This window comes from Actinomadura sp. 6K520 (assembly GCF_004349245.1).
GTDB lineage: Bacteria > Actinomycetota > Actinomycetes > Streptosporangiales > Streptosporangiaceae > Spirillospora.
Genome location: NZ_SMLC01000012.1, coordinates 23,097 through 46,154, shown reverse-complemented (window position 1 = coordinate 46,154; position 23,058 = coordinate 23,097). Strand labels below are relative to the sequence as shown.

Sequence of the window (23,058 nt, the reverse complement as noted above, 5' to 3'; positions counted from 1 at the left end):
GGCGTGCGGTCATCCGGGCTCAGCGGCCTTCGCCCAGGGACGGGCATACGTCGCGGTAGCCGATGCCGGGCGGGACGTACTGGGCCCATTCGGCGCGGGTGAGCGTGCGTCCGGCGATGGCGCAGGCGATCGCCACGGGGTCGGCGGGCCTGGCGACGTTCCACCGCCGCACGGTCGCCTCGTCGTCGCTGGTGGTCAGGGTCGTCATGTCCGCGTTGAAGACCAGCGAACGCACCGACCCGGTGTGGCCCACCAGGGGCGCGCCGATCCGGCTCTGGTCCGTGAGGTTCCAGAGGTTGACGGCGTGGTCGTCACCGCCCGTGGCCAGCGTCGTCCCGTCGCGGCTGAAGGCCAGGGCCGTCACCTGCCCGGAGTGGCCGGTGATCGGTGCGCCGATCTGGCGCCGGTCGCGGACGTCCCAGAGCACGGTCGTGTTGCCGGTGGCCATCGCGAGAGTGCGGTTGTCGGGGCCGAAGGCGAGCACCCCGGCCTGGCCGTTGATCCCGCCGATCGGCGGGGCGAGCTCCCTGCGGTCGGAGACGTTCCAGAGCCGGACCGTCCGGCCGATCCCGGCGGCCAGGGTCCTGCCGTCGCGGCTGAAGGCGAGCGCCGACACCTCCGTGCCGGAGGAGAAGAGCGGCCGCTCGGTGAGCAGCGTGCGCGTGCGGAGATCCCACAATTGCACCTTGCCGTCGACGGACGTGTCGGTCCCCTGGCTCCGCGCGCCTCCGCCGGTGGCCAGGAGGCGCCCGTCCGGGCTGATGGCCATCGCGCTGATACGGCCTCCCGGGCCGCCCTCCAGGCCGAACCCGCGCCGGGCCACCGGATCCCAGACCCTGAGCTGGCCGTACAAGTTGCCGGTGACGAACGTCCGCCCGTCCGGGGCCACCGCGATCCCGTCAGGAGGGGCGGCCAGCGGTGTACGCGCTGTGTCCGCCGACAGGGGGACGGCCGGCCCTGTCTCCTGCCGGGCTGTGACGTCCCACGTCCGGAGGGCGAGAGGCCCGTCGGACATGGTGTTGTCGGTGACGAGGGTCCGTCCGTCCGCGCTGAGGCCATGGACGACGTCCTCTTCGGCGCGTCCGACGCGGAGGGGCCGGTGATCGGGCTGGTGAATGCCGACGTCCCACAGCCGCACCGCGTTTCCGGAACCGTACTCGCCCAGGGAGGCCACGGTGTCCGCGCCGGCGAACGCGACTACGCTGATCGGGTCACCGACGTCCGCGCCGATCGAACCGACGTGGGTGCCGCCCACCTCCCACAGTTGCGTGCCGATGGCGACGACCCGCCCGTCGGGACTGAACGGCCCCACTTCGCCCGAGGGGGACGGGACGGCTCCGCCCTGCCGCCGGCCGGTCCGCGCATCCCACAGCCGGACGTTGTAGCGATCGGCCGATAGCGAGTGGTCCACCGTGACGACGGTCCGCCCGCCGGGGCCGAGCGCCACCACCTTGCCCTTCACGGGGAAGGAGGTCGTGCGCCGGCCGGTCGTGAGATCCCACAACTCCGTGTCGGACGGGCCGTCGCCCGTCTCCGCGCCGATGGCGACGGTCGTGGCGTGGGGGTCGATCACGGCGTAGGCGTCGGGGGTCTCGTTCTGCGAGTGGGCCACCGCGGGACCGCTCCGCCGCCGGGTCCGTACGTCCCACAGCGCGACCTCCGCACCGTTGTCGACGGCCAGGCTCTTCCCATCGGCGGTGAAGACCACCGAACCGGGCCGGCCCGGTACGGGCAGGTCGCCCAGCGGCCGGCGGGTGCGCACGTCCCAGAGCCGCACCGCCCGCTTCAGCACGGTCTCGCCGTCGTGGTCGACCTCGGTCCCCGCGGCGGCCAGCGTCCGGCCGTCCGGGCTCAGCGCCACCGACGTGGCCACGTAGGGCGTGGTGGGTCGGAACAAGCGGAGGAAGCCGCCGATCTGCCGCTGCCTCCGCACATCCCACAACGCGATGGTGTGGTCCTCGTTGCGGATGGCGAGCAGCCGTCCGTCGCGGTCGGCCGTGACCGAGAGGGGGTTGCCCCGGTAATCGCGCAGCACCCCGCGGGCCGGGTTGGCGGCGATGTTCAGCAGCGCGGCGCGGCTCTCGGGGGTCCGCCGGACGCCGTGGGCGGCGGCGGCCAGCAGGGCCGCCTTGTCCGGGGCGGTGCCGCCGAACTGCCGGCTCTGCGCGGCCAGCTGGCGGGAGGCCGCGATGTCGCGCTGCTCGACGCTGGTCCGCTGCGCCCGGATCGCCCACCCGGTGGCCGTCAGCGACACCACCGTGGTCACCGCGAGCACGGCGGCGGCGGCGCGGACGCGCCGGCTGCGCGCGGTCCGGGCGCGGGTGCTGGCGTCCAGCAGCCCGCGCTCCAGCCGGTTGAGGGACGGGCGGCGGCCGGCGAGGGTCGCCCAGTGCACGGCCTCGTCCAGGTGCGCGCCGGTCAGCACGTCGCCGCGGCGCCGCCCGTGGTCGTCCCAGGTGCGGGCGGCCTGCCGGACGCGGTGGTGCACCACCAGCCCCGCGCGCTCGTCCTCGGCCCAGCGCCGCAGCCGCGGCCAGGCCCGCAGCACCGCCGGTCGCGCCAGGACGATCTGCTCGTCCGGGGGCCCGCCGGTCACCGCGAGCAGCGGCCGGAACGCGTGCACCACCTGCTCCAGCGCCCGCGCCTCGGCGGGATCGTCCCGGTCCGACAGCTCCGCGGCCGGGACCGGGCGGGTGGCCAGGCTCCCGTCCTCACCGGGCACCACGCAGCGCAGGAACACCTCCGGGACCAGGCGCTGCGCATGCGGCGGCAGGCCGCCGTAGGCGTCCTCGGCGACCTTGCCCAGCGCCGGGTCGCCCGGTTCCCAGCGGGACCGCAGCCCCGCCTGCGCGGCCCCGGCGGCCACCAGGTCCGCCAGGTCGTCGGCCCCCTCCCGCGGGTCGCGGGTGAGCGCGGCCAGGACCGCCCGCGCGGACGGGCGGGCCAGCGGGTCCTTGGCCAGTGCCGCCGCCACCAGCGGGCGCAGCGCGTCCGGCAGCGCCGTCAGGTCCGGCTCGTGGGTGCGGATCGCATGGGCGATCTCGGGCAGCGCGCCGCCCTTGAAGGCGTGCTCGCCGGTGGCCGCGAACACCATGATCGCCCCCCAGGCGAACACGTCGGCCTCGGCCCCGGCGCGCTGCCCCGCGTACACCTCCGGCGCCGTGTACCGCAGCGTCCCGGCGAACCCGCCCTCGGTGGCCGAATGCGTGTCCAGCACCCGCGCGATCCCGAAGTCGATCAGCCGGGGACCGTCGGGGCCCAGCATCACGTTGCCGGGCTTGAGGTCGCGGTGCACCACCCTGGCCTGGTGGATCGCCGCCAGCGCGGTGGCGATGCCGATCCCGAGCCGGTGCAGGTCGTCCCCGGCGAACCGGCGGCCCGGCCGGTCGCCCGTGCCGTTGACGGTGTCCTGCAGGCTCAGCCCGTCGATGTACTCGCTGACGATGTAGGGCCGCGGCGGTTCCAGGTGCACCTGGAGGATCCGGGCGGTGCAGAACGAGGCGACCCGCTGGGCGGCCCGCGCCTCGGCGGCCATCCGCTCCAGTTCCCGGGGCGACTCCTGCGCCCCGTGCAGCACCTTGACCGCCACCCGGCTCCCGTCCGGCCCGTAGGCGTCGTACACCACGCCCTGGCCGCCCGCGCCCAGCCGGCCCGCAGGCCAGAACTCACCGATCTGCTGAGGATCTCCCGGCTCCAGCCGATCCGGCATTCCCGCCCCCGTTCGCTTCCCGCTCCTGATCAACTTGTGGACGTCTACTGGGACGGTGCAAAACGACGCCTGGTTCGGCAGAGTATTCAGGAGTCGCGGATCGAAAAACGAAATGCTCGGCGGGACGTCTGCTTATGGGGCCCCTACACGACAAATGGTACGCAGGTCATTGACATTCGGCTGCCGGCGCTTTCCGGCGCCGTGAAGTCACGGCACGGGCAGGCGAACACCGTGGGCTCCCCGCACGTCTACGGACATGAGGCATGACCACTCACGAGTAGGAGAACCGATGCGGATCCCCTGCGGCCGGAAAGAGGTCGGGTGCCATGGTTGAAGGACGAGTTCGGGCGGCGCGGTACGAGCGAACGGCCTTTCGCGTCGCGCGGCGTGCGAGTAAGCGCCGTGCACCGGCGCCCGCATCGGCCCTCGGCCGCGCCGCGGCCCCCATCGGGTTGGTGGTGTTGGTCCTGATCCTCTGGCTGCGGGAATATGTCGCGGAAGGCGCCTTCCCGAAGTGGGGGCTGGTGGCCGTCCCCGCCGCGGTGCTGATCATTATCGTGGTCGGCTACACGACCGCCCGCGAAATGCCCGCTCTCGTCGGTATCCGGCGGGCCTGGCGGCGGGCGGAGCATGGCGAGGTGGTGCGCGTCGTGCGGGGTGTGGCGCTGCGGCAAGTGCGGTCGGTGAGCGACGTCCCGGTGCGGACGGTCGTCGCTCCCGTGGACGGGCGGCTGCATTTCGTCCGGCTGGCGTTCGCACGCGTCGAGGACGCCGCGAGGCTGCCCGCGGGCCCGGTCCAGGTCGACCTGTTCGACGCCCCCGCGGTGCGGGGCCCGGCACGGCTGCGGCCGGTCCGCGGAGGCGGCCCCGGGGAGCCGGTCTGGGCGTTCGCGGTGCGGAAGGGCGACGCCGCCGAGGCGGAGGCCGCGCCATGGACGGTCGAGAACGAGCAGTCGGACGGCTGGCCGGACGAGGACGGCGCCGCGGACGGCGAAACGGGCTGGCCCGGCGACGGCGACGGCGACGGCGACGGGGACGGGGACGGCGGGGAGTAGCGGCCACCCGCGCGAAGGACGCTCCGCCGCCCGGACCGTCGTACGCTGTTCGGCGATGGCTACACGAGGCGTGGAGGGCGCGTATCAGGGTGCGCTTCGGGCGTTCCAGAACCCGATGCTCGATCTGCTCCACCGGACCTACGCGCCGTTCGTGGTGACGGTGCTGGCGATGATGTTCACGCCGGAGCGGCCGACGGTGGCGGTGGCGGACGCCCACGCGGAGCTCGCCGACGCCCTCGACCAGCTGCGGGCCGCGGGCTACGGCCACGAGGGCGACCAGCCGCTGCCGTCGGGGAACGCCCGTGACCTGTGCCGGCAGTGGGTGCAGGCGGGCTGGCTGGTGCGGCAGGTCTCCGACGACGTCGAGGTGTACCGGCTGTCCGCGCACGGTGTCGGGGCGCTGGAGGTGGCCGGCCGGGTCGGCGGCGCGCGGACCAGGGTGTCGGAGTCCCGGGTCCGGACGCTGCTGGAGGCGGTCGAGCGGCTCGCGCAGGACGCCGACCCGGACGTGATGGCCCGGATGGCGCGCCTCCAGACGGAGATCGACCAGCGCCGCCGGGAGCTGGAGCGGCTCGAACGGGGCGGCACCGTCGACTCCGTCGCCGACGACCAGCTCCTGGAGGCGGCGGAGAACGTGCTGCATCTGGCGCGGGAACTGCCCGCCGACTTCGCCCGCGTCGCCGAGTCGATCAAGGCGATGCAGCGGGACGTCGTCGCCGACCTGCGGCAGGACGTGCGGCCGACCGGGGAGGTGCTGCGCGAGTACCTGGAGCGCGGCCGGCAGATCATGGACGCGACACCGGAGGGCCGCGCGTTCGCCGGGGCGCTGCGCCTGATCGGCGACCCGGCGCGGATCGACGACCTGTGGGGGCTGCTGCGCACCGTGCTGCGGCACCGGTTCACCGAGCTGATGCCGGAGCAGCAGCGCCGGGAACTCGCCGAGATCGCGCGCCGGATCGAGCAGGGCGTCAAGGAGGTGCTGGCCGCGCAGCGGCAGGCGTCGCACGTCATCACCACCCAGGTGCGCAACCACGACCCGATGCGGGACCGGCAGGTGGACGAGTTGCTGCGGGACGTGATGTCCGGATTCCACAGCTGGGTGCCCGGGTCGCGCCGCGGCGCGCCCGTGGACCCGCTGCGCCGCCTGCCCGTGGCCGACGTCGGGCATCTGCGGCAGACCACGAGCGATCCGCGTCCGGCCCAGCCGCCCACGCCCCTGCAGGAGTGGGACGAGGCAGCGGACGTGCCGTCCGCGGACACCCGGGCGTGGGGCGGTCCCCAGTACGCCGAACTGCACGCGCATCTGGCGGCGTTCGCGGGCGACGAGGACGAGGTCGACATCGCGGCCGCGTTCCGCGCGGCGGCCGAGCGGATACGGCGGCCGGTGGATCTGCTCGGCCTGCTGGAGATCGCGCATGGCCTCGGCATGACCGACACGGCCGAGGTCGCGGTGGTCGACGCGGTCCGGCCGGACGGGACCGGGCGGCGGCTCGCGTTCGGCGGCGTGCTGGCGGCGAACCCGGCCCCGGCCCGCGCCAAGGACGGGACGGCGGGAAACGACGATGAGTGAAACGGAGAGTGTGGAGGAAGACCGGCCGGCCGGCACGGACGCCGGCTTCATCGAGCCGGTCGCGATGGAGGACGACCCGGCCGAACTGTTCGCCGGGGACACGGGAACGCTGGACGTCGACGTGCGGCGCGTGCTGGTACGGCTCCTGCAACGCAGGTTCCTGCTGGCCGAGAAGCATCCCGCGCAGTGGCGGACCCTGCTGGAGAACCAGCAGATCATCGAGTCGCGGCTGCACGACCTGTTCGTCCGGCTCGTGGTCGACCACGACCGGGGCATCGCCTACAAGCAGCAGGTGCGCTCGGCGGAGCTGGAGGTGCCGATCCTGCTGAGGGACGACCCCTACAACCGGGCCGAGACCCTGGTCCTGGTCCACCTGCGGACCGTGTTCCAGCGGGAACGCGGCGCCGGTGAGTCGTCCGCGCGGGTCGACATCGAGGAGCTGGAGCAGACCGTTCTGACCTACTTCGACCCGGACGACCACAACCTCGCCCGCAGCCAGCGCGAGATACAGAACGCCGTGCAGCGGCTGGTCAGCGAGGGGCTCCTCGCGGAGGAGTCCGCGGGACGGTACCGCATCACGCCGCTGGTCGAGGTCGTCCTGAGCATCGAGAGACTCACCGAGCTGAGCGGGTGGCTGCGGGAGCGGAACGGGGCCGCGCCATGAGCATGATCGACACCTTGTTCGGGCTGATCCCGGCGGCGTCGCGGGGGCAGCAGTGGGTGGCGCGGGACCTGCAGCTGGTCAACTGGGGTGGTTACGACGGATATCACCGCATCCGGTTCGCGCCCGGCGCGACCCTGTTCAGCGGCGGCTCCGGGTCGGGCAAGTCGACGCTGATGGACTCCTACATCGCGCTGCTGATGCCGCACACCACGCCGTTCAACGGGGCGTCCAACGGCGGGGTGGTCGGCCGGCCCCGGGGCAAGGACCAGCGCAACATCCTCTCCTACGCCCGCGGGAAGCTCGACGAGGCGCGGGCGGACGGCGAGACGAGGCTGCGGGTGCTGCGCGGGGACGGCCGCGACACCTGGTCGGCGATCGCGATGACCTGGGCCGACCAGGGCGGTGCGATGTTCACCGCGCTGCGGGCCTGGTACGTGCCGTCGTCCGCGCGCACCCTCGACGACGTCGTCCCGGTCCGCGCCACCCGCGACGACGCCTACGACCTGCGCGAGCTGGACGGCCCCGCGGGCGGCAGGCTGTCCCGTGCCGCGGTGACCGCGACCGGCCTGACCTGCTTCGACACCGACCGGGACTTCACCGCCCGGCTGCACACCGCGCTGGGCATCGGCGCCGCCGGCGACGGGCACAAGGCGGTCGGGCTGCTCGGCAGGATCCAGGCCGGGCAGCAGATCACCACGGTCGACGCGCTGTACAAGACGATGGTCCTGGAGGAGCCGTCGACCCTGGCCACCGCGGACGATGTGGTGCAGCAGTTCGACGAGCTGTCCGGTACCCGGGAGCGGATGATCACCGCCCGCCGGCAGGTGCGGGCGCTGGCCCCGATCCGCGACCACCGGGACGCCGCCGACCGCGCGGCGGCCCGGCTGCGGGTGATCGCGGACGTCGGATCGTTCGCCGACCCGGCGTCCCCCGCGGCGCTGTGGCGGCACGAAAGCCGGCTCGACCTGCTGCGCGCGGCCGAGGAGGACCTGACCGCGCGGCGCCGCCGCGCCGAGGCGGAGGTCCGGGAGACGGCCGCGCTGATCAAGGCGGCGGAGTCCCGGCGGGAGGCGGTCATCGACACCCTGCGCGCCTCCGGCGGCGACCGGCTGGACACCGCGCTCCGCGAGATCCGCAACGTGGAGCGGCGGCTGGCCGACGTCGAACGCGCACGGGAGCGGCTGGACCGGGTCCTCGGCACCATCGGCGCCTCCGTGTCGACCGGCGAGGACTTCGCCGCACTGGTCGACACCGCGCGCCGGGCGCTGGCCGACTCCCAGGCGCGCAGGACCGCCCAGCACGAGTTCGCCGAGGCGACCGCGGAGCTCAAGGCGGCCGAACGCGAACTGGCCGACCTGCGCGCCGAGCACAAGGCGGTCAAGGCCCGCCGCGGCAACATCCCCACCGACCTGCACGCCGCCCGCGACCGGCTGGCCGACGCCGCCGGCCTCACCCCCGACGACCTGCCGTTCGTCGGTGAGCTGATCGAGGTGCGCACGGAGTACGAGACGTGGCGGGAGGCGTTCAACCTGGCGCTCGGCGGGTTCGCCACCCGGATGCTGATCGACGCCGGCCGGCTGAACGCGTTCCGCGAGGCGATCAACGCGGTGCCGCTCGCCCGGCGCATCCATTTCGAGGGCGTCCGCACCGGCATGCGCGACGAGATCGGGCTGGACGACAAGAGGCTCCCGGGCCGGCTCGACTACCGGCCGTCGCCGTTCACCGCCTGGCTCAAGAGCGAACTCGTCCGCGGTTTCAACTTCGTCTGCGTCGAGACGCCCAGGCTGCTGGGGCAGCACGACAAGGCGCTCACGATCACCGGCCAGACGTCGCAGCGCGGCCGGGGCGCGCACGGCGGCCACGGCCGCGCCAACCTGCTGGGTTTCAGCAACACCCGGCTGCTCGCCGACCTCGCCCACCGGATCGGCCGCGCCCGCGAACGTCATGACGACGCCGTCACCCGCGCGATGGAGGCGGAGCAGGCCCTCAACTCGTTCGAGGAGAGACGCACCGCCTACCAGACCGTCACCGAACTGTCCTGGGACCAGGTGGACGTCGAATCGGTCGTCGCCGAGCGGAAACGCTGGGAGGAGGTCGTCACCGAGGTCCGCGCGGGGAACCCGGAGATCGACCGAATGCAGGTGGAGTCGGACGAGCTCAAGGAGGAGATCAGGAAGCTCACCGAGCGCGTGGGCGGACAGAAGCAGCAGGTGGAGCGCCTCGCCCAGGATTGGGAGTCGATCGTCGACGAGGTGGACGGCGCCCAGCGGGCACTGGACACCGCCGCGGCGACCGGCACCGAGGTGAGCCCGGAACATCGCGACTACCTCGCCGGGCTGTTCGGCGCCGCCCCGGACGGCACCGACCCCGCGACGGCGCTGGCGGACTTCGACGCCGCGCACCGGCGCGGCGTCGAACGGATGAACGACGACCGCAAGTCGGCGGAGGAGGAGATCGGCCGGTCCCGGAATGCGCTGCAGGCCACGTTCTCGACGTTCGTGGAGCGCTGGCCGAACCCGAACCTCGGCACCGACCCGGACGCCTCCTACCGCGACTTCGACCGCCTGCTCACCGACCTGGAGACCAGCGGCCTGCACGAGCTGGAGTCCGAGTGGCGCGACAGCCTGCTCAAGCTCTCCGGCAACGACCTGACCAGCCTGGACAGCGAGCTCGCGGCCGCGGTCCGGGAGATCCGCGACCGGATCGACCCGGTCAACCGCATCCTCGCGGAACTGCCGTTCGCGGACGACCACCACCGGCTGCGCATCGACCCGCAGGAAAGCCACTCCGCGGTGCGAGCCCGCTTCCGCAAGGAGCTGCGCGACGTCCGCGCCCTCATCGACAAGGCGGCCACGGACGCCGACCGGGAGCGCGCCTACCACCGGATGGCCAAGGTCATCGACCACATCCGCCGCGGCGCGCCCGACTTCGCCGACCTGATCGACGTGCGCAACCACGTCCGGATCAGCGCGGAGAAGTGCGACCTCGCGGGCGAGCACGTCGCGGTCTACGACCACATCGGGGAGAAGTCGGGCGGCGAGTCCCAGGAACTCGTCGCGTTCATCGTGGGCGCCGCGCTCCGCTACCAGCTCGGCGACGCGGGCGCCGAACGGCCGCGCTACGCCCCCGTCTTCCTCGACGAGGCGCTGATCAAGGCGGACGCGCACTTCACCGGCCGGGCCATCGGCGCCTGGCGGGGCCTGGGCTTCCAGCTGATCATCGGCGCCCCCAACGACAAGCACAGCGCGATCGAACCGCACGTGGACGCCGAATACCTGATCGTCAAGAACCCCGAGGGCCGCTCCTGGGCGAAACCCATCGTGGCCGTCCCCGACCCATGACCCCGGCTGGCACGACGCGGCCGGCCGCCTACGACGCCATCGCGACCGCGGGCCCGACCCCGTTCCGCCGGATCGAGCAGGAAGCGATCCCCCTCACCGAAGCCGCAACCCGCCTGCTGGACGTCCTCCCGAAATCTCCCCCGTAACCGGGAGATCTCCCCGCGTGGCGCCGGGGAACCGGATCGTGGCGCGGAGGCCGCCGGCGGGGCGGGGGGTGAGGTCGAGGGCGCCGTCGTGCGCGCGGACGATGCTGTGCACGATTGCCAGGCCGAGGCCGACGCCCGCGTGCTCGTCGGTGCGGATGCGCTGCGTCCCGCGTTGGAACGGTTCGGTGATCGTCGGCAGCAGGTCGGGCGGGACCGGCCGGCCGGTGTTCTCGACGCGCAGCACGCTCTCGTCGTCCCGCGACTCGGTGTGGACCGTCACGGTGCCGCCAGCCGGGAGGTTGTGGACGATGGCGTTCTGGACGAGATTGCTCACCATCCGCAGGACGAGTTCCGCTGACCCGAGGATCTGTGCCTTCCCGCCGGTGACGTCGAGCGTGATCCGGCGCTTCTCGGCATGGGGAAGCAGCGTTTCGGCGGCCTCCTCGGCGAGGAGGGACAGGTCGACCACCTCGCGGGTGAAGGTCTTGCGGTCGGCGCGGCCGAGCAGCAGGAGGGCCTCGGTCAGGTCGATCGCCCGCGTGTTGATCGTCTGGAGGCGCTCGACGAGTTCGCCCCGGTCCCCCGCGGGGTCGTCGCGGGCGGCGTCGAGGAGGGCCTTGGAGATGGCCAGCGGGGTGCGCAGTTCGTGGGAGGCGTTCGCGGCGAACCGCTGCTGTTCGGCGACGTGGGCTTCGAGCCGGTCGAGCATCGCGTCGAACACGTCGGCGAGCTCGCGGAACTCGTCCCCGCGGCCCGGCAGCCTGATCCGGTGGGACAGGGACCCGTTCGCGGCCGTCCGTGCGGCTTCCGCGATCCGGTTGAGCGGTGCGAGCATCCGGCCGGCGAGGATCCATCCGCCCACTAGGCCGAACACCAGGAGGAAGGCCAGCGCCGCGGCCGCGGCGGGGGCGAAGCCGCGCAGGAGGTCGGAGCGGTTCGGCCCGGTGATGATCACGACACCGGACCGCTGCTGAATGCGTCCGAGTTCCACGTCGGGGACCCAGCGCAGCACGAACACCCACACCACGGCCAGCAGGAGAGCACCGGCCACCAAAAGGAATCCGGCGTAGCTGAGGGTGAGTTTCAGCCGGGCGCTGAGCCCCGGGCGCCTATTCACCGGTGCCGCCGGGATGGCCGGGGTCCGTGCCGGTGTCGATCCGGTAGCCGACGCCGGGCACCGTGGCGATCAGCCAGGGTTCGCCCAGTCGTTTGCGCAACGCGGAGACGGTGATGCGGACGGCGTTGGTGAAGGGGTCGGCGTTGGCGTCCCAGGCCCGCTCCAGCAGTTCCTCGGCGCTGACGACACCGCCTTCGGCCGCGACGAGGACCTCCAGCACGGCGAACTGCTTGCGGGTGAGCGCGACATAGCGCCCGTCGCGGAACACCTCCCGGCGGAAGGGGTCGAGCCGCAGGCCCGCGACCTGGCTGACCGGGGGCCGGGCGTGCGCGCGCCGGCGGGCCAGGGCCCGCAGCCGCAGGACGAGCTCGCGCAGCTCGAACGGTTTGGTGAGGTAGTCGTCGGCCCCCAGCCGGAACCCCGTGGCCTTGTCGTCGATCCGGTCGGCGGCGGTGAGCATCAGGATCGGCATGCCGCTGCCGGTGGCGACGATGTGCTCGGCGATCTCGTCTCCGGAGGGTCCGGGGATGTCGCGGTCGAGGACGGCGATGTCGTAGGCGTTGACGTTCAGCAGTTCCAGTGCGGTGTCGCCGTCCCCCGCGAGGTCGGCCGCGATCGCTTCCAGGCGCAGGCCGTCGCGGACGGCTTCCGCCAGAAACGGTTCGTCCTCGACGATCAGCACGCGCATGCTCTCGATGCTAAGAGCCGGTGCATATCGTCGGCGTATCGAAATCCCCATACGTGCCGGCAACACCGCCCCGCCTTCACTGGCGGTATGACCGCAACCCCACCACCGCGCCCAAGGTCCCGCCGGATTCGCCGGTTCCTCGCCGTCGGCCTGGTACTCGGCATAGCGGCCATCGCCGCGGCTCTCGGCCACCGATCATGGAATGCCGCACCTTCCTCGCCCGAACCGCTGTGGTCCTCCTCGGTCGCGTCCCCCTTGCCGTCCTCGCCCGCACCACCCTCGAAGCCACCTCCCAAGCGCCGAGGTGCGGTGGGCGAGGCCGACGGTGTCGTCCCCTACGGCGTGACGGTCTTCGACGACGGGGTCCCGGCCGTGACCAACCTCGACCCAGACCTCCTCGCGGCCCTCCGCCGGGCCGCGGCCGAGGCCGCCGGCGACGGCGTCGAGTTCTACGTCAACAGCGGCTGGCGCTCCGCGGAGTACCAGGAGCGGCTGTTCCGCCGGGCGGTCTCCGAGTACGGGTCCGAAGCCGCCGCCGCCCGGTGGGTCGCCACCCCGGCGACCTCTCTGCACGTGTCGGGAGACGCGGTCGACATCGGGCACTCCGACGCCACGGCATGGCTGTCCGAGCACGGTGCCCGGTACGGGCTGTGCCAGATCTACCGGAACGAGCCCTGGCACTACGAGCTGCGTACCGATGCGGTCCATCGCGGTTGCCCGCGCATGTTCGCCGACCCCTCCCAGGACCCGAGGATGCGGCGGTGAACGGCGGCGCGGGCATCGGGGCCGCCTTCCGGCCGGAGCCCTGGAAGCGCGGCCTGGTCTTCGCGGCCCTGGCCCTGCTGCTGGGCCTGCTCATCGCGCTGCACGCGAGGATCCCGAACCGGATCGGGAACCTCGGCAGCCTGGTGGAGACCTTCCTGCCATGGTCCGGCCTGTTCGTCCCGGTGCTGCTGGCCGGGGCGCTGTGGCGCCGCTCCGCCTCCGCGACGGCCGCGCTGCTGCTGCCGGTCCTGGCGTGGCTGAGCCTCTTCGGCGGGCTGCTCGGCGACAAGTCCCGTTCGGGCAGCGACCTCACCGTGGCCAGCCACAACGTCGGCGCCGGCAACCCCGACCCGGCCGCCACCGCCCGCGCCCTGGCCGCCTCCCGGGTGGACGTGCTGGCCCTGGAGGAGCTGACCGAGCAGGCCAGGCGCACGTACGAGAAGGAACTGGCCCGGGCGTACCCGTACCACACGGTGCAGGGCACGGTCGGGCTGTGGAGCAGGCTGCCGCTGTCGGACACCCGGCCGGTGGACATCCAGATGGACTACGGGCCGCTGGCGGCCACCAAACCGGCCGACGTCAAGATGGGCTACAACCGGGCGCTGCGCACCACGGTCACCACCGACCGCGGCCCGCTGGCGGTGTACGTGGCCCACCTGGGATCCGCACGCGTGAACCCCAGGGCGGGCTTCTGGACGGTCCACCGCGACAGAGGCGCGAGGGCCCTCGGCGAGGCCGTCGCCGCCGAGCGGAACGAGCGGGTGGTGCTGCTCGGCGACCTGAACGGGAGCATGGACGACCGCGCGTTCGACGCCATCACCTCGCGGATGCGCTCGGCCCACGGCGAGGCCGGGGACGGCTTCGGCTTCACCTGGCCGGCGAGGTTCCCGGTGGTGCGGATCGACCAGATCCTGGTCCGCGGCGTGGCACCGAGAAGCGCGTGGGTCCTGCCGGCCACCGGCAGCGACCACCTGCCGGTCGCGGCCGGAATCAGCTGGTGACGTGCGGACCGGACGTCGTCGGCGGCCGGGTGTGAAAGCCGTGGAAGGCGGGTTGAGCATGCCGGAGCGCACCCGGTTGAATACGGATGAAAGCGCTTTCTAGACTCGGTCGAGGTGAGTGCCGTGCTGATCCGCTCCTTGGTGCCGCGCCGCTGGCGCGCTCGCGTCGTCGTGCTCGCGGCGGCTGTTCCGGTGGCTTCGGGGACGGTGGTGGGGGTGTCCGTGCCACCCGCGGCCGCCGCGTGCGGGGATCGTTCGTCCTACAACGCCGAGGCAGTGCAGAGCGGCGGGACGTGGACCACGCGCAACGGCGGCCGGACCGTGTACAGCGGTGGCGACATGCGGGCGGCCGTGCAGGCCGCGATCGACAGCCTCTCCCCGGGACGCACCTCCAAAGAGTGGGTGGTCGTGCGCGGCAACGGCTCGATGAGCGCGGGATCGCGGATCTCGATGCGGAGCCACACCGGGATCGATGTGTGCGGGACCATCAACGTGACCGGCTCGGGCTCCGGCGACCAGGCGCCGATCTACGCGCGCGGGGCACGCGACATCGAGGTGCGCTACCTGTACCTCACCGGAAGCCCCCTGTACGGCATCTTCATGCGGAACGTCGAGAACGTCGTCCTCGGTGACATCCAGATGCGCCTGTCGAGCGGGCTGGGCGTCCGCATCGACAACCACGGCGACCGCAGCGTGCGGTCCCGGAACATCGCCATCGACCAGGTGTACGTCTCGGGGAGCAGCACCCACGGCGTGGAGACCTACGGTGTCGATGGCCTCACCGTCAACCGGGTCACGGCGCGGAACACCGGCGGCTCCGGCCTGCTGCTGAACGACACCGTCAACGCCGCCGTGACCCGGGTCGACGCGGACGGCGCCGGCACCGGCACCGGCTACGCCGCGTTGCGGTTCGCCAACCGCAACGGCCGGGTGGGGGACGGCTATCCCACCAACATCCGCGTGGGAAGCGTCAAGGCCCGTGGCGGCGGCCGCGGCGTCTTCTGCGTCTCCGAGAGCGGCGGCGCCGTGATCGACCAGGTCGACATCGCGCACACCGGCAACAACGCCGTCCTGCTGGAGAACTGCTACAACATGACGATCTCGTCGGGCACGATCGACGGCGGCGGCGAGGTCCGGATCGCCGCGCGCTCCGAGTTCCCGCCGTCCCGCGACATCACCCTGCAGAACCTGCATGTGGCGAACACCGGCATCAGGTGGAGTCCCTGCTCCGGTAGCAACATCGTCCTCCGCAACGTGACCCGCACGAACTCGAACCTCTACTGGTGCTGACCAAGGGCGTCGCCGAACCAGCGGGAGAGGTGGTCGTCCAGGTCCCGCTGGTCGTCCCCGATCCAGGCGACGTGGCCGTCGGGGCGTAGCAGGACGCACGGGACGTCGAGTGCCGCGGTGGGGTCCGCGAGGTGGTCGACGCGGTCTGCCCAGCCGCCGACGGTCAGGCGCTCGGTGCGGTCGAGCAGCAGGCCGCGGCCGCGATGCAGCAGACCGTAGAGGCGGCCCTGTTTCACGTCGATGTCGCGCAGGCGGCGGCCGAGCAGGTCGGGGCCCTCCCCGAAGTCGTAGCGGATGCCGATCGCGGTGACCTTCTCGGTCAGATGGCGGTTCACCTCGTCGAAGTCCATCAGTTCGGTGAGCAGCCTGCGCACGGCCTGCGCGCCCGGTTCGGCGGACGTCAGTTCCGTCTGCGCGCGGGTGTTGTCCAGTACGTCCGCGGCGACGGGCCGGCGTTCGTCCTGGTAGGTGTCCAGCAGTGTTTCCGGCGCCCATCCGCGGATCCGCGCGGCCAGTTTCCAGCCTAGGTTGAACGCGTCCTGAACGCCCAGGTTGACGCCCTGACCGCCGATCGGCGGATGGATGTGCGCCGCGTCGCCGGCCAGCAGCACCCGCCCGACCCGATAGCGTTCGGCGAGCCGGGTGGCATCCCCGAAGCGGGACAGCCAGCGCGGGGAGTGGACGCCGAAATCGGTACCGGCGATGGCGCGCAACCGCCGCTGGAAATCCTCGAGTGTGGGCGGTTCCGCCCGGTCGCTGACGCCCGCGGCGGGAACGACGACGCTGTAGACCGTTTCCCCGAAGGGCCGGAGCCAGAACCGGCTGCCGGTCTCGCTGATCCCGGCCACTCTGGCGGCGATCTCCTCCTGCGGCACACCCACTTCCATCTCGCCCATCAGCGTCTCGTTCCGCGAGGGCTCGCCGGGGAATCCGACGCCGAGCAGTTTGCGCACGGTACTGCGGGCGCCGTCACAGCCGACGAGGTAGCGCGAACGCAGCCGTTCCCCGCCGGCCAGCTCGACGGTCACGCCTTCGTCGTCCTGCTCGAAACCGGCCACCGCGCAACCGCGCCGGACCTGCGCACCCCGCTCGATCGCGTGTTCTTCGAGCAGTTGAACGAGCACCCGCTGCTGGATGCCCAGCAGATAGGCGTGCGCGGAGTCCAGGCCCGTGGGCACGGGCTTGGTGATGGCGGCGAAGAATCCGGCGGCCGGACGCCGCCTTCCGTGCTGGAGAATCCGCTCCAGCAGTCCGCGCATGTCCATCAGTTCGAGAGTGCGAATGTGCAGCCCGACGATGCGGACGAACGACACGGGCTCGGTTTCCTTCTCCAGAACGAGTACCCGAACGTCGTGCAGCCGCAGTTCGGCCGCCAGCATCGCGCCGGCGGGCCCACACCCGGCGATGATGACGTCGAAGATGAGGGGCGCGGGATCGGGGCCGTCACCCGGCGGCCGGAGTTCGGGGACGTCGCGTCCGACCGCGTCGTCCGGCGCCGACTCGGTGGTGAAGTGCGAAGAGTGCATGGGTCTCGCCTTTCGGGAGTGCCTGTTGTCGAGGCGCTCCCGGCGACACCTACGTCAATCGCCGGCCGTGAAGGGAAGGGGGAGCACCCACATCGAAACAGCGTTCACGGTGCTCACCTCCTCGGGTCGTGTCACGGTCGACTGCAAACTACAAGCGCGAGCGTCGCCCCGTCCAACCCTTTTCCGGCCATGCGCCACGACTCCGAACGGGCCCGGGTCTTGCGCGCGTCCAGGCGGACGGTGTGCGCCGGGCGGAGGTTCGGTTTCGGTCAGTCGGGGGTGTGTCCGAAACCCCATTTAGCTGGACTTTCTTCCGGCGGGTTCCTAATCTCGGCAATGGTTACCGAACCACGTTCATGGGAGTAGAATGTCCACGAGTCCCGAGCTTCCCGATATCTTGTCGGAGGACTTTGCCGCCGACCCCTACAGCGCCTATGAAGTGCTGCGCGAGAAAGCGCCGCTCTTCTGGCATGAGGGGATGCAGAGCTACGTGATCTCGCGATACGAGGACGTGGCGCGGGCCTTCCGGGAGCCGGTGTTCACGACCGCGAATTACGACTGGCAGCTCGAACCCGTGCACGGGCGGACGATTCTGCAGCTCAGCGGTCGGGAGCACGCGGTACGGCGGGGCCTGGTGGCGCCCGCGTTCCGGGGTGACGAGCTGCGGGAGAAATTCCTCCCGGTGATCGAGCGGAACGCGCGCACCCTGATCGACGAGTTCCGCACCGCGGGAAAGGTGGAGCTGGTCGGGCAGTTCAGCACGCACTTCCCGATCAACGTCATCGTCGACATGCTCGGGCTCGATCAGGCGGATCACGCGCGGTTCCAGCGGTGGTACACCTCGATCATCGCTTTCCTGGGGAACCTCGCCCAGGATCCGGAGGTCGCGGAGGCCGGGCTCCGGACGCGGGAGGAACTCGCCGCCTACATGCTGCCGATCATCGCCCGCCGCCGCGAGGAGCCCGGGGACGACCTGCTGTCGCGGCTGTGCCTGGCGGAGATCGACGGGACGCGGATGAGCGACGAGGACATCAAGGCGTTCGTCAGCCTGCTCCTGGCCGCGGGCGGTGAGACGACCGACAAGGCCGTCTCCGCGCTGTTCGCGAACCTGCTCACGCATCCGGACCAGCTCGCGGCGGTGCAGCGGGACCGTGCGCTGATCCCGCGGGCCTTCGCCGAGACGCTGCGCTACTCGCCGCCCGTCCACATGATCATGCGGCAGCCGGCCGCGGACGTGCCGGTGGCCGGCGGGACGATTCCCGCCGGCAGCACGGTCACCTGCCTGATCGGCGCGGCCAACCGGGACCCCGAGCGCTACCGGGACCCCGGCCGTTTCGACATCTTCCGGGACGACCTGACGACCACGAGCGCGTTCTCCGCCGCGGCCGACCATCTGGCGTTCGCGCTCGGCCGGCACTTCTGCGTCGGCGCGCTGCTCGCCAAGACGGAGGTCGAGGTCGGGACGAACATGCTGCTGGACGCCATGCCCGACGTCCGGCTGGCGGAGGGGGCCGATCCGGTCGAGCGCGGTGTGTTCACCCGCGGCCCCGCGCTCCTGCCGCTGGAGTTCACGCCGGTGGGGTGAACGGCACCGCGCCGAGCCCGTGGGCGGCCGGACTGAAGGTGACGGGGAGCGTGTGCAGCCCCCGCATCCAGAAGGACGGCCGCCACTCCAGGTCGTCCGGCGGGACGGCCAGCTCGATGTCCGGCAGGCGGTCGAGCAGCACCTCGATGGCCGTCCGCGCGATCACCTCGGCGTGCTCCGGGGCCGGGAACGGGCAGCCGTGCTCGCCGTGCCCGAACGACAGGTGGGCGCGGTTGCCGGTGACGGCGCCGCTCTCGGGCCGCACCTGGGGATCGGCGTTCGCCGCGGCCAAGCCCATGACCAGCAGGTCACCGGCGCGGATGTCGCGTCCCCCGAGCCGGCAGCCGTGCACCGCCCAGCGGCCGATGAAGTTCTGGGTGGGGGTGTCCTCCCAGAGCACCTGGGTGAGCGCCTGGTCGACGCTGCTCCTGCCGCCCTGGAACGTCATGGAGAAATGGTCGTCGACCAGCATCAGCCGCAGGGCGTTGCCGATCCAGTTGCCGGTGGGCTGCTGCGCGGCGGCCATCACCACCAGCAGATCGATGATCACCTCTTCGTCGCCGAGCCCGGCCGGATGCGCCAGCAGCCGGGACGGGAAGTCCGGCCCCGGGCGCAGCCGCCGCTCGGCCACCAGGTCCGCCATGCGCTGCTGGATGCGCTGATGCGCCGCGACGGCCTTCTCGTCGGCGTCGAGGGACTCGGCGACGTCCTGGACGAGGGTGGGCACATCGGAGTCGGGCAGCCCGAAGAGGCGGGCGATGACCAGCAGCGGGATGCGGTGGGAGTACTGCGCGACGAGGTCGGCCTCCCCGTTCCCGGCGAACTCGTCGATGAGCCCGTCGGCGAGTTCCTCGCAGACGGCGGCGAGTTCGGTGCGGTGGACGGCGTCGAGAGCGTCCCCGATCGCGCCCGCCCGCCGCTGGTGCTCCTCCCCCTCGGCGAACATCACTGACGGCGTCCATCCGACATACGGCATGAGCGGCCAGTCGTCGGGGACCCGGTCCCAGGCGTTCCAGCGCCGGCAGTCGCGCGCGAACAGCATGGGGTTGCTGGTGATGTGGTTGACCTCCCGGTAGCCGACGACGAACCACGCGGGGACGTCGCCGTCCAGCAGGACCGGGACGACGGGGCCGTGGTCCCGGCGCAGTTCACGGTAGAACGCGGCGGGGTCCCGGGTGACGGCGGCCCCGTACAGCCGCACGGCGGTGTCGTCCCGCGGGGCGTCCCCGGCGGGTGCGGACGACGGGATGGATGATTCGGTCACGGTGCGACCCCCTGGACGGCGGATGGTTCGCGGAGGTGGGTGAGGTGCCGGACGAGCGTGATGAGCACGGACTTGGCGGAGTCCCGGGAGCGGGCGTCGCACTCGACCAGCGGGATGCCGTCGTCGAGGGAGAGCGCGTCCCGGACCCGGCCGAGTGACGGCCGCGGGCCGTCGAACCGGTTGACCGCCACCACGAACGGCATGGCGTGCGCCTCAAGGCGGTCGACGCTGTAGAAGCACTCCTCCAGCCGGCGCGTGTCCACCAGGACGATGGCGCCGAGGCTTCCGGCGAAGAGCTGGTCCCACAGGAACCAGAACCGCTCCTGCCCGGGCGCCCCGAACAGGTAGAGCACTCGCTGCTCGTCCAGCGAGATGCGGCCGAAGTCGAAGGCGACCGTGGTGGTGCGCTTGCTCTCGACCCGGCCGGGGTCGTCGATCCCGATCCCGGCCCGCGTCATGGTCTCCTCGGTGCTGAGCGGCTTGATCTCGCTCACCGAGCCGACCATGGTGGTCTTGCCCACGCCGAACCCGCCGACGATCACGATCTTCAACGCGTCCCGGGCGGTCTGCCGCAGCGGCGTCCCGGCGAGCCGCTCGCCGGGCTGCGCGCCCGGCGTCGGGTCAAATGCTTTCGAGTCCAACGAGCACCTGCTTCAGCGTTTCCAGGTCGGCCGCGTACGCGGCTGGGGCGGCGGCCGAGGACGGATGGCGGACGGTGATGCGGCCCATGTCGCGCAGGTCGAGCAGCAGGATCTTCAGCACGCTCACCGGCAGCCGCATCCGGGCGGACAGCTCGACGACCGCGACGGGGTTGCCGCGGCAGAGCCGCAGGATCGTGGCGTGCTCGGACTGCATGCCGGGCTCGGGCTCGTCCTCGGCGACGATCAGCGCCACCAGATCGAGCGTGTCGTCGCTCGCCTCGGAGCGTCCCCGGGTCACGGTGTAGAGCCGGTCGGGGTCCTCCCTGTCGAGAGGGCGCCGGTTCATGGGCGGACGTCGTGCTCGAGTCTGCGTGGCGCGGCCGTCAGGTACCCGCCGATCTGCTCGACCAGCTCGTTCATGCAGTGCCCCACCAGGCCGACGTCGGCGATCTCGTCCGCGACCACGGCCAGGTGCGCGCCCTGGCCCGCCGGGACGATGAGCAGGACGCCGCCGGCGAACTCCACCATGGACTGACCCGCTCCGAGACCCTCGCCGAACTCGGCGGACGCGCTCAGCGACAGGCTCTGGATGCCGGACGCGATGGCGGCGAGCTGGTCCGCCCTGTCCTCGTCGAGTCCGGCCGTGAAGCAGATCTTGAGGCCGTCGCTGGACAGCACCAGGACGTGCCGGGCACCCGGTGCGCGGTCCACGAGGCCCGCGAGCAACCAGTCAAGATCACGCTGATCGGTGTTCATCGGTTCCCAGGGCGGCCGGTGGTCCGGGACGCCCCTCCTCCCATCTGTAAGTCCTGCTGTCCGTCGTTCACGCGGGGGGCATGGCGCGGAGCTCACTCGTCCGCGGCGGGCCCGGTCCCGTCCGGCCCGGTCCCGTCCGGCTCGGTCCCGTCCGGCTCGGTCCCGTCCGGCTCGGCGGCGATGGCGGCCGGGGCGCCGGCCGCGGACTGGCGGAACGCGGCGAACCGGTTCCCCGTGTCGCGGGGACGGGGTTCGCGCGCCGCGGGCCGTCCCGCGGGCGCGCTCGCGAGGGCGGCGCCCCGCCTGCGTTTGGGCAGGACCAGATCATCGGATTCCGCGCCGTCCAGCTGGGGCACCGTGACCTCGCGCTCCGGCTCCGCCGGCCGGCGGGCGGCGGGGACGGCCTCGTCCGCCGCGTCCCCGGCGCCGGGCGGGGTGTAGACGACGAGCTTGGCGGGGATCAGCACGATCACGCCGATGCCGCCGCGCGAGGACGGGCGGAAGCTGACCCGCAGGCCGTGCTTGCGGGCGAGTCGCCCGACGACGGCCAGGCCGAGCCTGGTGCCGGGCAGCGAGCTGAGATCGGCGGCCTCGGAGACGAGCCGTTCGGCGCGCTGCCGTTCGCGCTGCCGCATGCCGAGGCCGGCGTCCTCGATCGTGACCAGGATTCCCGCGTCCTCTTCCTCGACGTACACGTGCACGGCGCTGCCCTGCGGGGAGAAGTTGGCGGCGTTGTCCATCAGCTCCGCCAGCGCGTGGATCACGCCCTCCGCGGCGAAGCCGGCGACCGCGGCGGTACTGGTCAGGTGGTACTGGATGCGCTGGTACGCACCGATCCGGCCCATGGCGCCGCGCAGCACGCTCTCCATCACGATCGGCTTGGTCCAGCGCCGCCCCGACCGGCCGCCGCTGAGCAGCGCGATGCTGTCGGCCAGCCGTCCCAGCTGGGAGACGTCGTGGTCGAGGCCGAGCAGGTCGCCGAAGACCTTGTCGTCGCCGTAGCGGTCCTCCAGGTCGCGCAGCTCACCGAGCATCCGGGTCGTCCGCGCCTGGATCCGCGCGGCGGCGCTCGCGCAGGCGGCCAGCGCGGCGGCGCTGGTCCGCTCGCCCGCGGCGAGGTCCTCGGCGACCCGGTGCAGGACGCGCCGTGTCGTGTCGTGGGCGGGGTCCGCGAGTTCGGCCAGGACGGCGGGGACACCGGCCCGGTCGTGCCTGATCCGGGTGGCCAGGGCGGGCAGCGCGGTGTCGGCGAGCCAGCCCACCTCCGCCTCCAGTGCGGCCGACTCCGCCCGCACCCGCGCCTCCGCGCGTTGACCGGCCGCGAGGCCGTCCACGACGATGCGCAGCAGCCGCCCGAGGGTCCGGTCGGTCACCGGCGGGAAGCCGACCAGCACCTCCTCCGGCCGGGCGCCGTCGGCCAGCCGGGCGACCAGGGTGGGCAGCGGCCCGTCGACCAGTTCCGCGAGCTGCCTCTCCAGCCGGTCGTCCTGGACGGCGACCTGCGCCAGCCGGCCTTGCAGCCGCCGGTTGTCCGCGGCGAGGTACGCGGCGACCCCGATGGCGGCGCTGAGGGCGAGGACCATGATTCCGCCGCCGCCCGCGACCAGGGAGCGGGACTGCGGGCCGACGGCGAAGAGAGTGGCCAGCCAGGCGCCGCCGCCGACGATGGCCACGATGAGCCATACCAGGAGTGCGCGTTCCAGTGGGGCGCGCTCGATGCGGAGTCGGCCTGCGTGTACCGGCATCCATCCTGTCCTTTGAGCGAGGGGCTGGCTGATGGGAACCGTGCGCAAGCCCGGCGGACAGTGGGCCTCAACCCGGATGTGGACCTCGAAACGCACGAACCCCCGAAATAGGGCGGAACCCATGATGCACGAAGACCCGGGAGTAAGGGGAGATGCTTCAGTAAATCACCGTCCCTTTTGATATAAAAAGACCAA

Annotated in this window: 17 protein-coding genes; 8 read left to right on the top strand and 9 right to left on the bottom strand. The window is 72.5% G+C overall.

Annotation, left to right across the window (positions count from 1 at the left end):
* Positions 1–19: 19 nt before the first annotated feature.
* A complete protein-coding gene (locus E1289_RS05730; protein WP_131976028.1) occupies positions 20–3,709 on the bottom strand; it encodes a WD40 repeat domain-containing serine/threonine-protein kinase in 3,690 nt (1,229 codons plus the stop codon).
* A gap of 458 nt (positions 3,710–4,167) precedes the next feature.
* Between E1289_RS05730 and E1289_RS05725 the strand changes: the two genes are divergently transcribed.
* Genes E1289_RS05725 through E1289_RS05710 form a run of 4 tightly spaced genes read left to right on the top strand, consistent with a single transcriptional unit; the run spans position 4,168 to position 10,339 of the window.
* Positions 4,168–4,764, top strand: a complete 597-nt coding sequence (locus E1289_RS05725; protein ID WP_165970353.1) for a hypothetical protein — start codon at positions 4,168–4,170, stop codon at positions 4,762–4,764.
* Positions 4,765–4,819: 55 nt separating this feature from the next.
* Positions 4,820–6,334: a DUF3375 domain-containing protein gene (locus E1289_RS05720; protein WP_131976024.1), complete on the top strand. Its 1,515-nt coding sequence runs from the start codon at positions 4,820–4,822 to the stop codon at positions 6,332–6,334.
* On the top strand, positions 6,327–6,998 hold the full coding sequence (locus tag E1289_RS05715; protein ID WP_131976022.1) for a DUF4194 domain-containing protein: 672 nt from the start codon (positions 6,327–6,329) through the stop codon (positions 6,996–6,998). Before E1289_RS05720 ends, E1289_RS05715 begins: the two co-directional genes overlap by 8 nt.
* Positions 6,995–10,339, top strand: coding sequence for an SbcC/MukB-like Walker B domain-containing protein (locus E1289_RS05710; protein WP_131976020.1), 3,345 nt, complete (start codon positions 6,995–6,997; stop codon positions 10,337–10,339). Before E1289_RS05715 ends, E1289_RS05710 begins: the two co-directional genes overlap by 4 nt.
* A gap of 93 nt (positions 10,340–10,432) precedes the next feature.
* Here the strand turns inward: E1289_RS05710 and E1289_RS05705 are convergent, their stop codons facing one another.
* Positions 10,433–11,536 (bottom strand): HAMP domain-containing sensor histidine kinase, encoded by a 1,104-nt coding sequence (locus E1289_RS05705; RefSeq protein WP_279486847.1) that lies wholly within the window; start codon positions 11,534–11,536, stop codon positions 10,433–10,435.
* Between the two features lie 58 nt (positions 11,537–11,594).
* Positions 11,595–12,290 carry a response regulator transcription factor gene (locus tag E1289_RS05700; RefSeq protein WP_131976016.1) on the bottom strand — a complete coding sequence of 232 codons (696 nt, stop codon included), beginning with the start codon at positions 12,288–12,290 and terminating at the stop codon, positions 11,595–11,597.
* A gap of 309 nt (positions 12,291–12,599) precedes the next feature.
* Here E1289_RS05700 and E1289_RS39430 point away from each other — a divergent pair, with 309 nt between their 5' ends.
* The 3 genes from E1289_RS39430 to E1289_RS05685 all read left to right on the top strand — a co-directional run bounded on the left by E1289_RS39430 (position 12,600) and on the right by E1289_RS05685 (position 15,346).
* Positions 12,600–13,055, top strand: a complete 456-nt coding sequence (locus E1289_RS39430; RefSeq protein WP_243712632.1) for a M15 family metallopeptidase — start codon at positions 12,600–12,602, stop codon at positions 13,053–13,055.
* The gene (locus tag E1289_RS05690; protein WP_243712631.1) at positions 13,052–14,056 is read left to right on the top strand and encodes an endonuclease/exonuclease/phosphatase family protein; all 1,005 of its coding nucleotides are present in this window, start codon (positions 13,052–13,054) and stop codon (positions 14,054–14,056) included. The genes E1289_RS39430 and E1289_RS05690 overlap by 4 nt, the downstream gene beginning before the upstream one ends.
* Positions 14,057–14,170: 114 nt before the next feature.
* Positions 14,171–15,346, top strand: coding sequence for a hypothetical protein (locus tag E1289_RS05685; RefSeq protein WP_243712630.1), 1,176 nt, complete (start codon positions 14,171–14,173; stop codon positions 15,344–15,346).
* Here E1289_RS05685 and rox read toward each other — a convergent pair.
* The gene (rox, locus tag E1289_RS05680; RefSeq protein ID WP_207928813.1) at positions 15,334–16,767 is read right to left on the bottom strand and encodes a rifampin monooxygenase; all 1,434 of its coding nucleotides are present in this window, start codon (positions 16,765–16,767) and stop codon (positions 15,334–15,336) included. The genes E1289_RS05685 and rox overlap by 13 nt on opposite strands.
* Before the next feature lie 472 nt (positions 16,768–17,239).
* Here rox and E1289_RS05675 point away from each other — a divergent pair, with 472 nt between their 5' ends.
* The gene (locus E1289_RS05675; protein ID WP_131976008.1) at positions 17,240–18,457 is read left to right on the top strand and encodes a cytochrome P450; all 1,218 of its coding nucleotides are present in this window, start codon (positions 17,240–17,242) and stop codon (positions 18,455–18,457) included.
* On the opposite strand, the gene E1289_RS05670 is transcribed toward E1289_RS05675, so the two are convergent.
* From E1289_RS05670 to E1289_RS05650, 5 genes are all read right to left on the bottom strand, one after another.
* Positions 18,441–19,721 carry a cytochrome P450 gene (locus E1289_RS05670; protein WP_131976006.1) on the bottom strand — a complete coding sequence of 427 codons (1,281 nt, stop codon included), beginning with the start codon at positions 19,719–19,721 and terminating at the stop codon, positions 18,441–18,443. The genes E1289_RS05675 and E1289_RS05670 overlap by 17 nt on opposite strands.
* Positions 19,718–20,296 carry an ATP/GTP-binding protein gene (locus E1289_RS05665; RefSeq protein ID WP_243712635.1) on the bottom strand — a complete coding sequence of 193 codons (579 nt, stop codon included), beginning with the start codon at positions 20,294–20,296 and terminating at the stop codon, positions 19,718–19,720. The genes E1289_RS05670 and E1289_RS05665 overlap by 4 nt, the downstream gene beginning before the upstream one ends.
* A 46-nt stretch (positions 20,297–20,342) precedes the next feature.
* Positions 20,343–20,708, bottom strand: coding sequence for a DUF742 domain-containing protein (locus tag E1289_RS05660; RefSeq protein ID WP_131976002.1), 366 nt, complete (start codon positions 20,706–20,708; stop codon positions 20,343–20,345).
* Positions 20,705–21,118, bottom strand: a complete 414-nt coding sequence (locus E1289_RS05655) for a roadblock/LC7 domain-containing protein (RefSeq protein WP_131976000.1) — start codon at positions 21,116–21,118, stop codon at positions 20,705–20,707. The genes E1289_RS05660 and E1289_RS05655 overlap by 4 nt, the downstream gene beginning before the upstream one ends.
* A 92-nt stretch (positions 21,119–21,210) precedes the next feature.
* Positions 21,211–22,863: an ATP-binding protein gene (locus E1289_RS05650; protein ID WP_207928810.1), complete on the bottom strand. Its 1,653-nt coding sequence runs from the start codon at positions 22,861–22,863 to the stop codon at positions 21,211–21,213.
* Positions 22,864–23,058: the final 195 nt, after the last annotated feature.

Excerpts from the sequence above, each read along its gene's own strand:
- E1289_RS05730 (WP_131976028.1), bottom strand. The coding sequence starts at position 3,709 with ATGCCGGATCGGCTGGAGCCGGGAGATCCTCAGCAGATCGGTGAGTTC.
- E1289_RS05720 (WP_131976024.1), top strand. The coding sequence starts at position 4,820 with ATGGCTACACGAGGCGTGGAGGGCGCGTATCAGGGTGCGCTTCGGGCG.
- E1289_RS05715 (WP_131976022.1), top strand. The coding sequence starts at position 6,327 with ATGAGTGAAACGGAGAGTGTGGAGGAAGACCGGCCGGCCGGCACGGAC.
- E1289_RS05710 (WP_131976020.1), top strand. The coding sequence starts at position 6,995 with ATGAGCATGATCGACACCTTGTTCGGGCTGATCCCGGCGGCGTCGCGG.
- E1289_RS05700 (WP_131976016.1), bottom strand. The coding sequence starts at position 12,290 with ATGCGCGTGCTGATCGTCGAGGACGAACCGTTTCTGGCGGAAGCCGTC.
- E1289_RS05675 (WP_131976008.1), top strand. The coding sequence starts at position 17,240 with ATGTCCACGAGTCCCGAGCTTCCCGATATCTTGTCGGAGGACTTTGCC.
- E1289_RS05660 (WP_131976002.1), bottom strand. The coding sequence starts at position 20,708 with ATGAACCGGCGCCCTCTCGACAGGGAGGACCCCGACCGGCTCTACACC.
- E1289_RS05655 (WP_131976000.1), bottom strand. The coding sequence starts at position 21,118 with ATGAACACCGATCAGCGTGATCTTGACTGGTTGCTCGCGGGCCTCGTG.
- E1289_RS05650 (WP_207928810.1), bottom strand. The coding sequence starts at position 22,863 with ATGCCGGTACACGCAGGCCGACTCCGCATCGAGCGCGCCCCACTGGAA.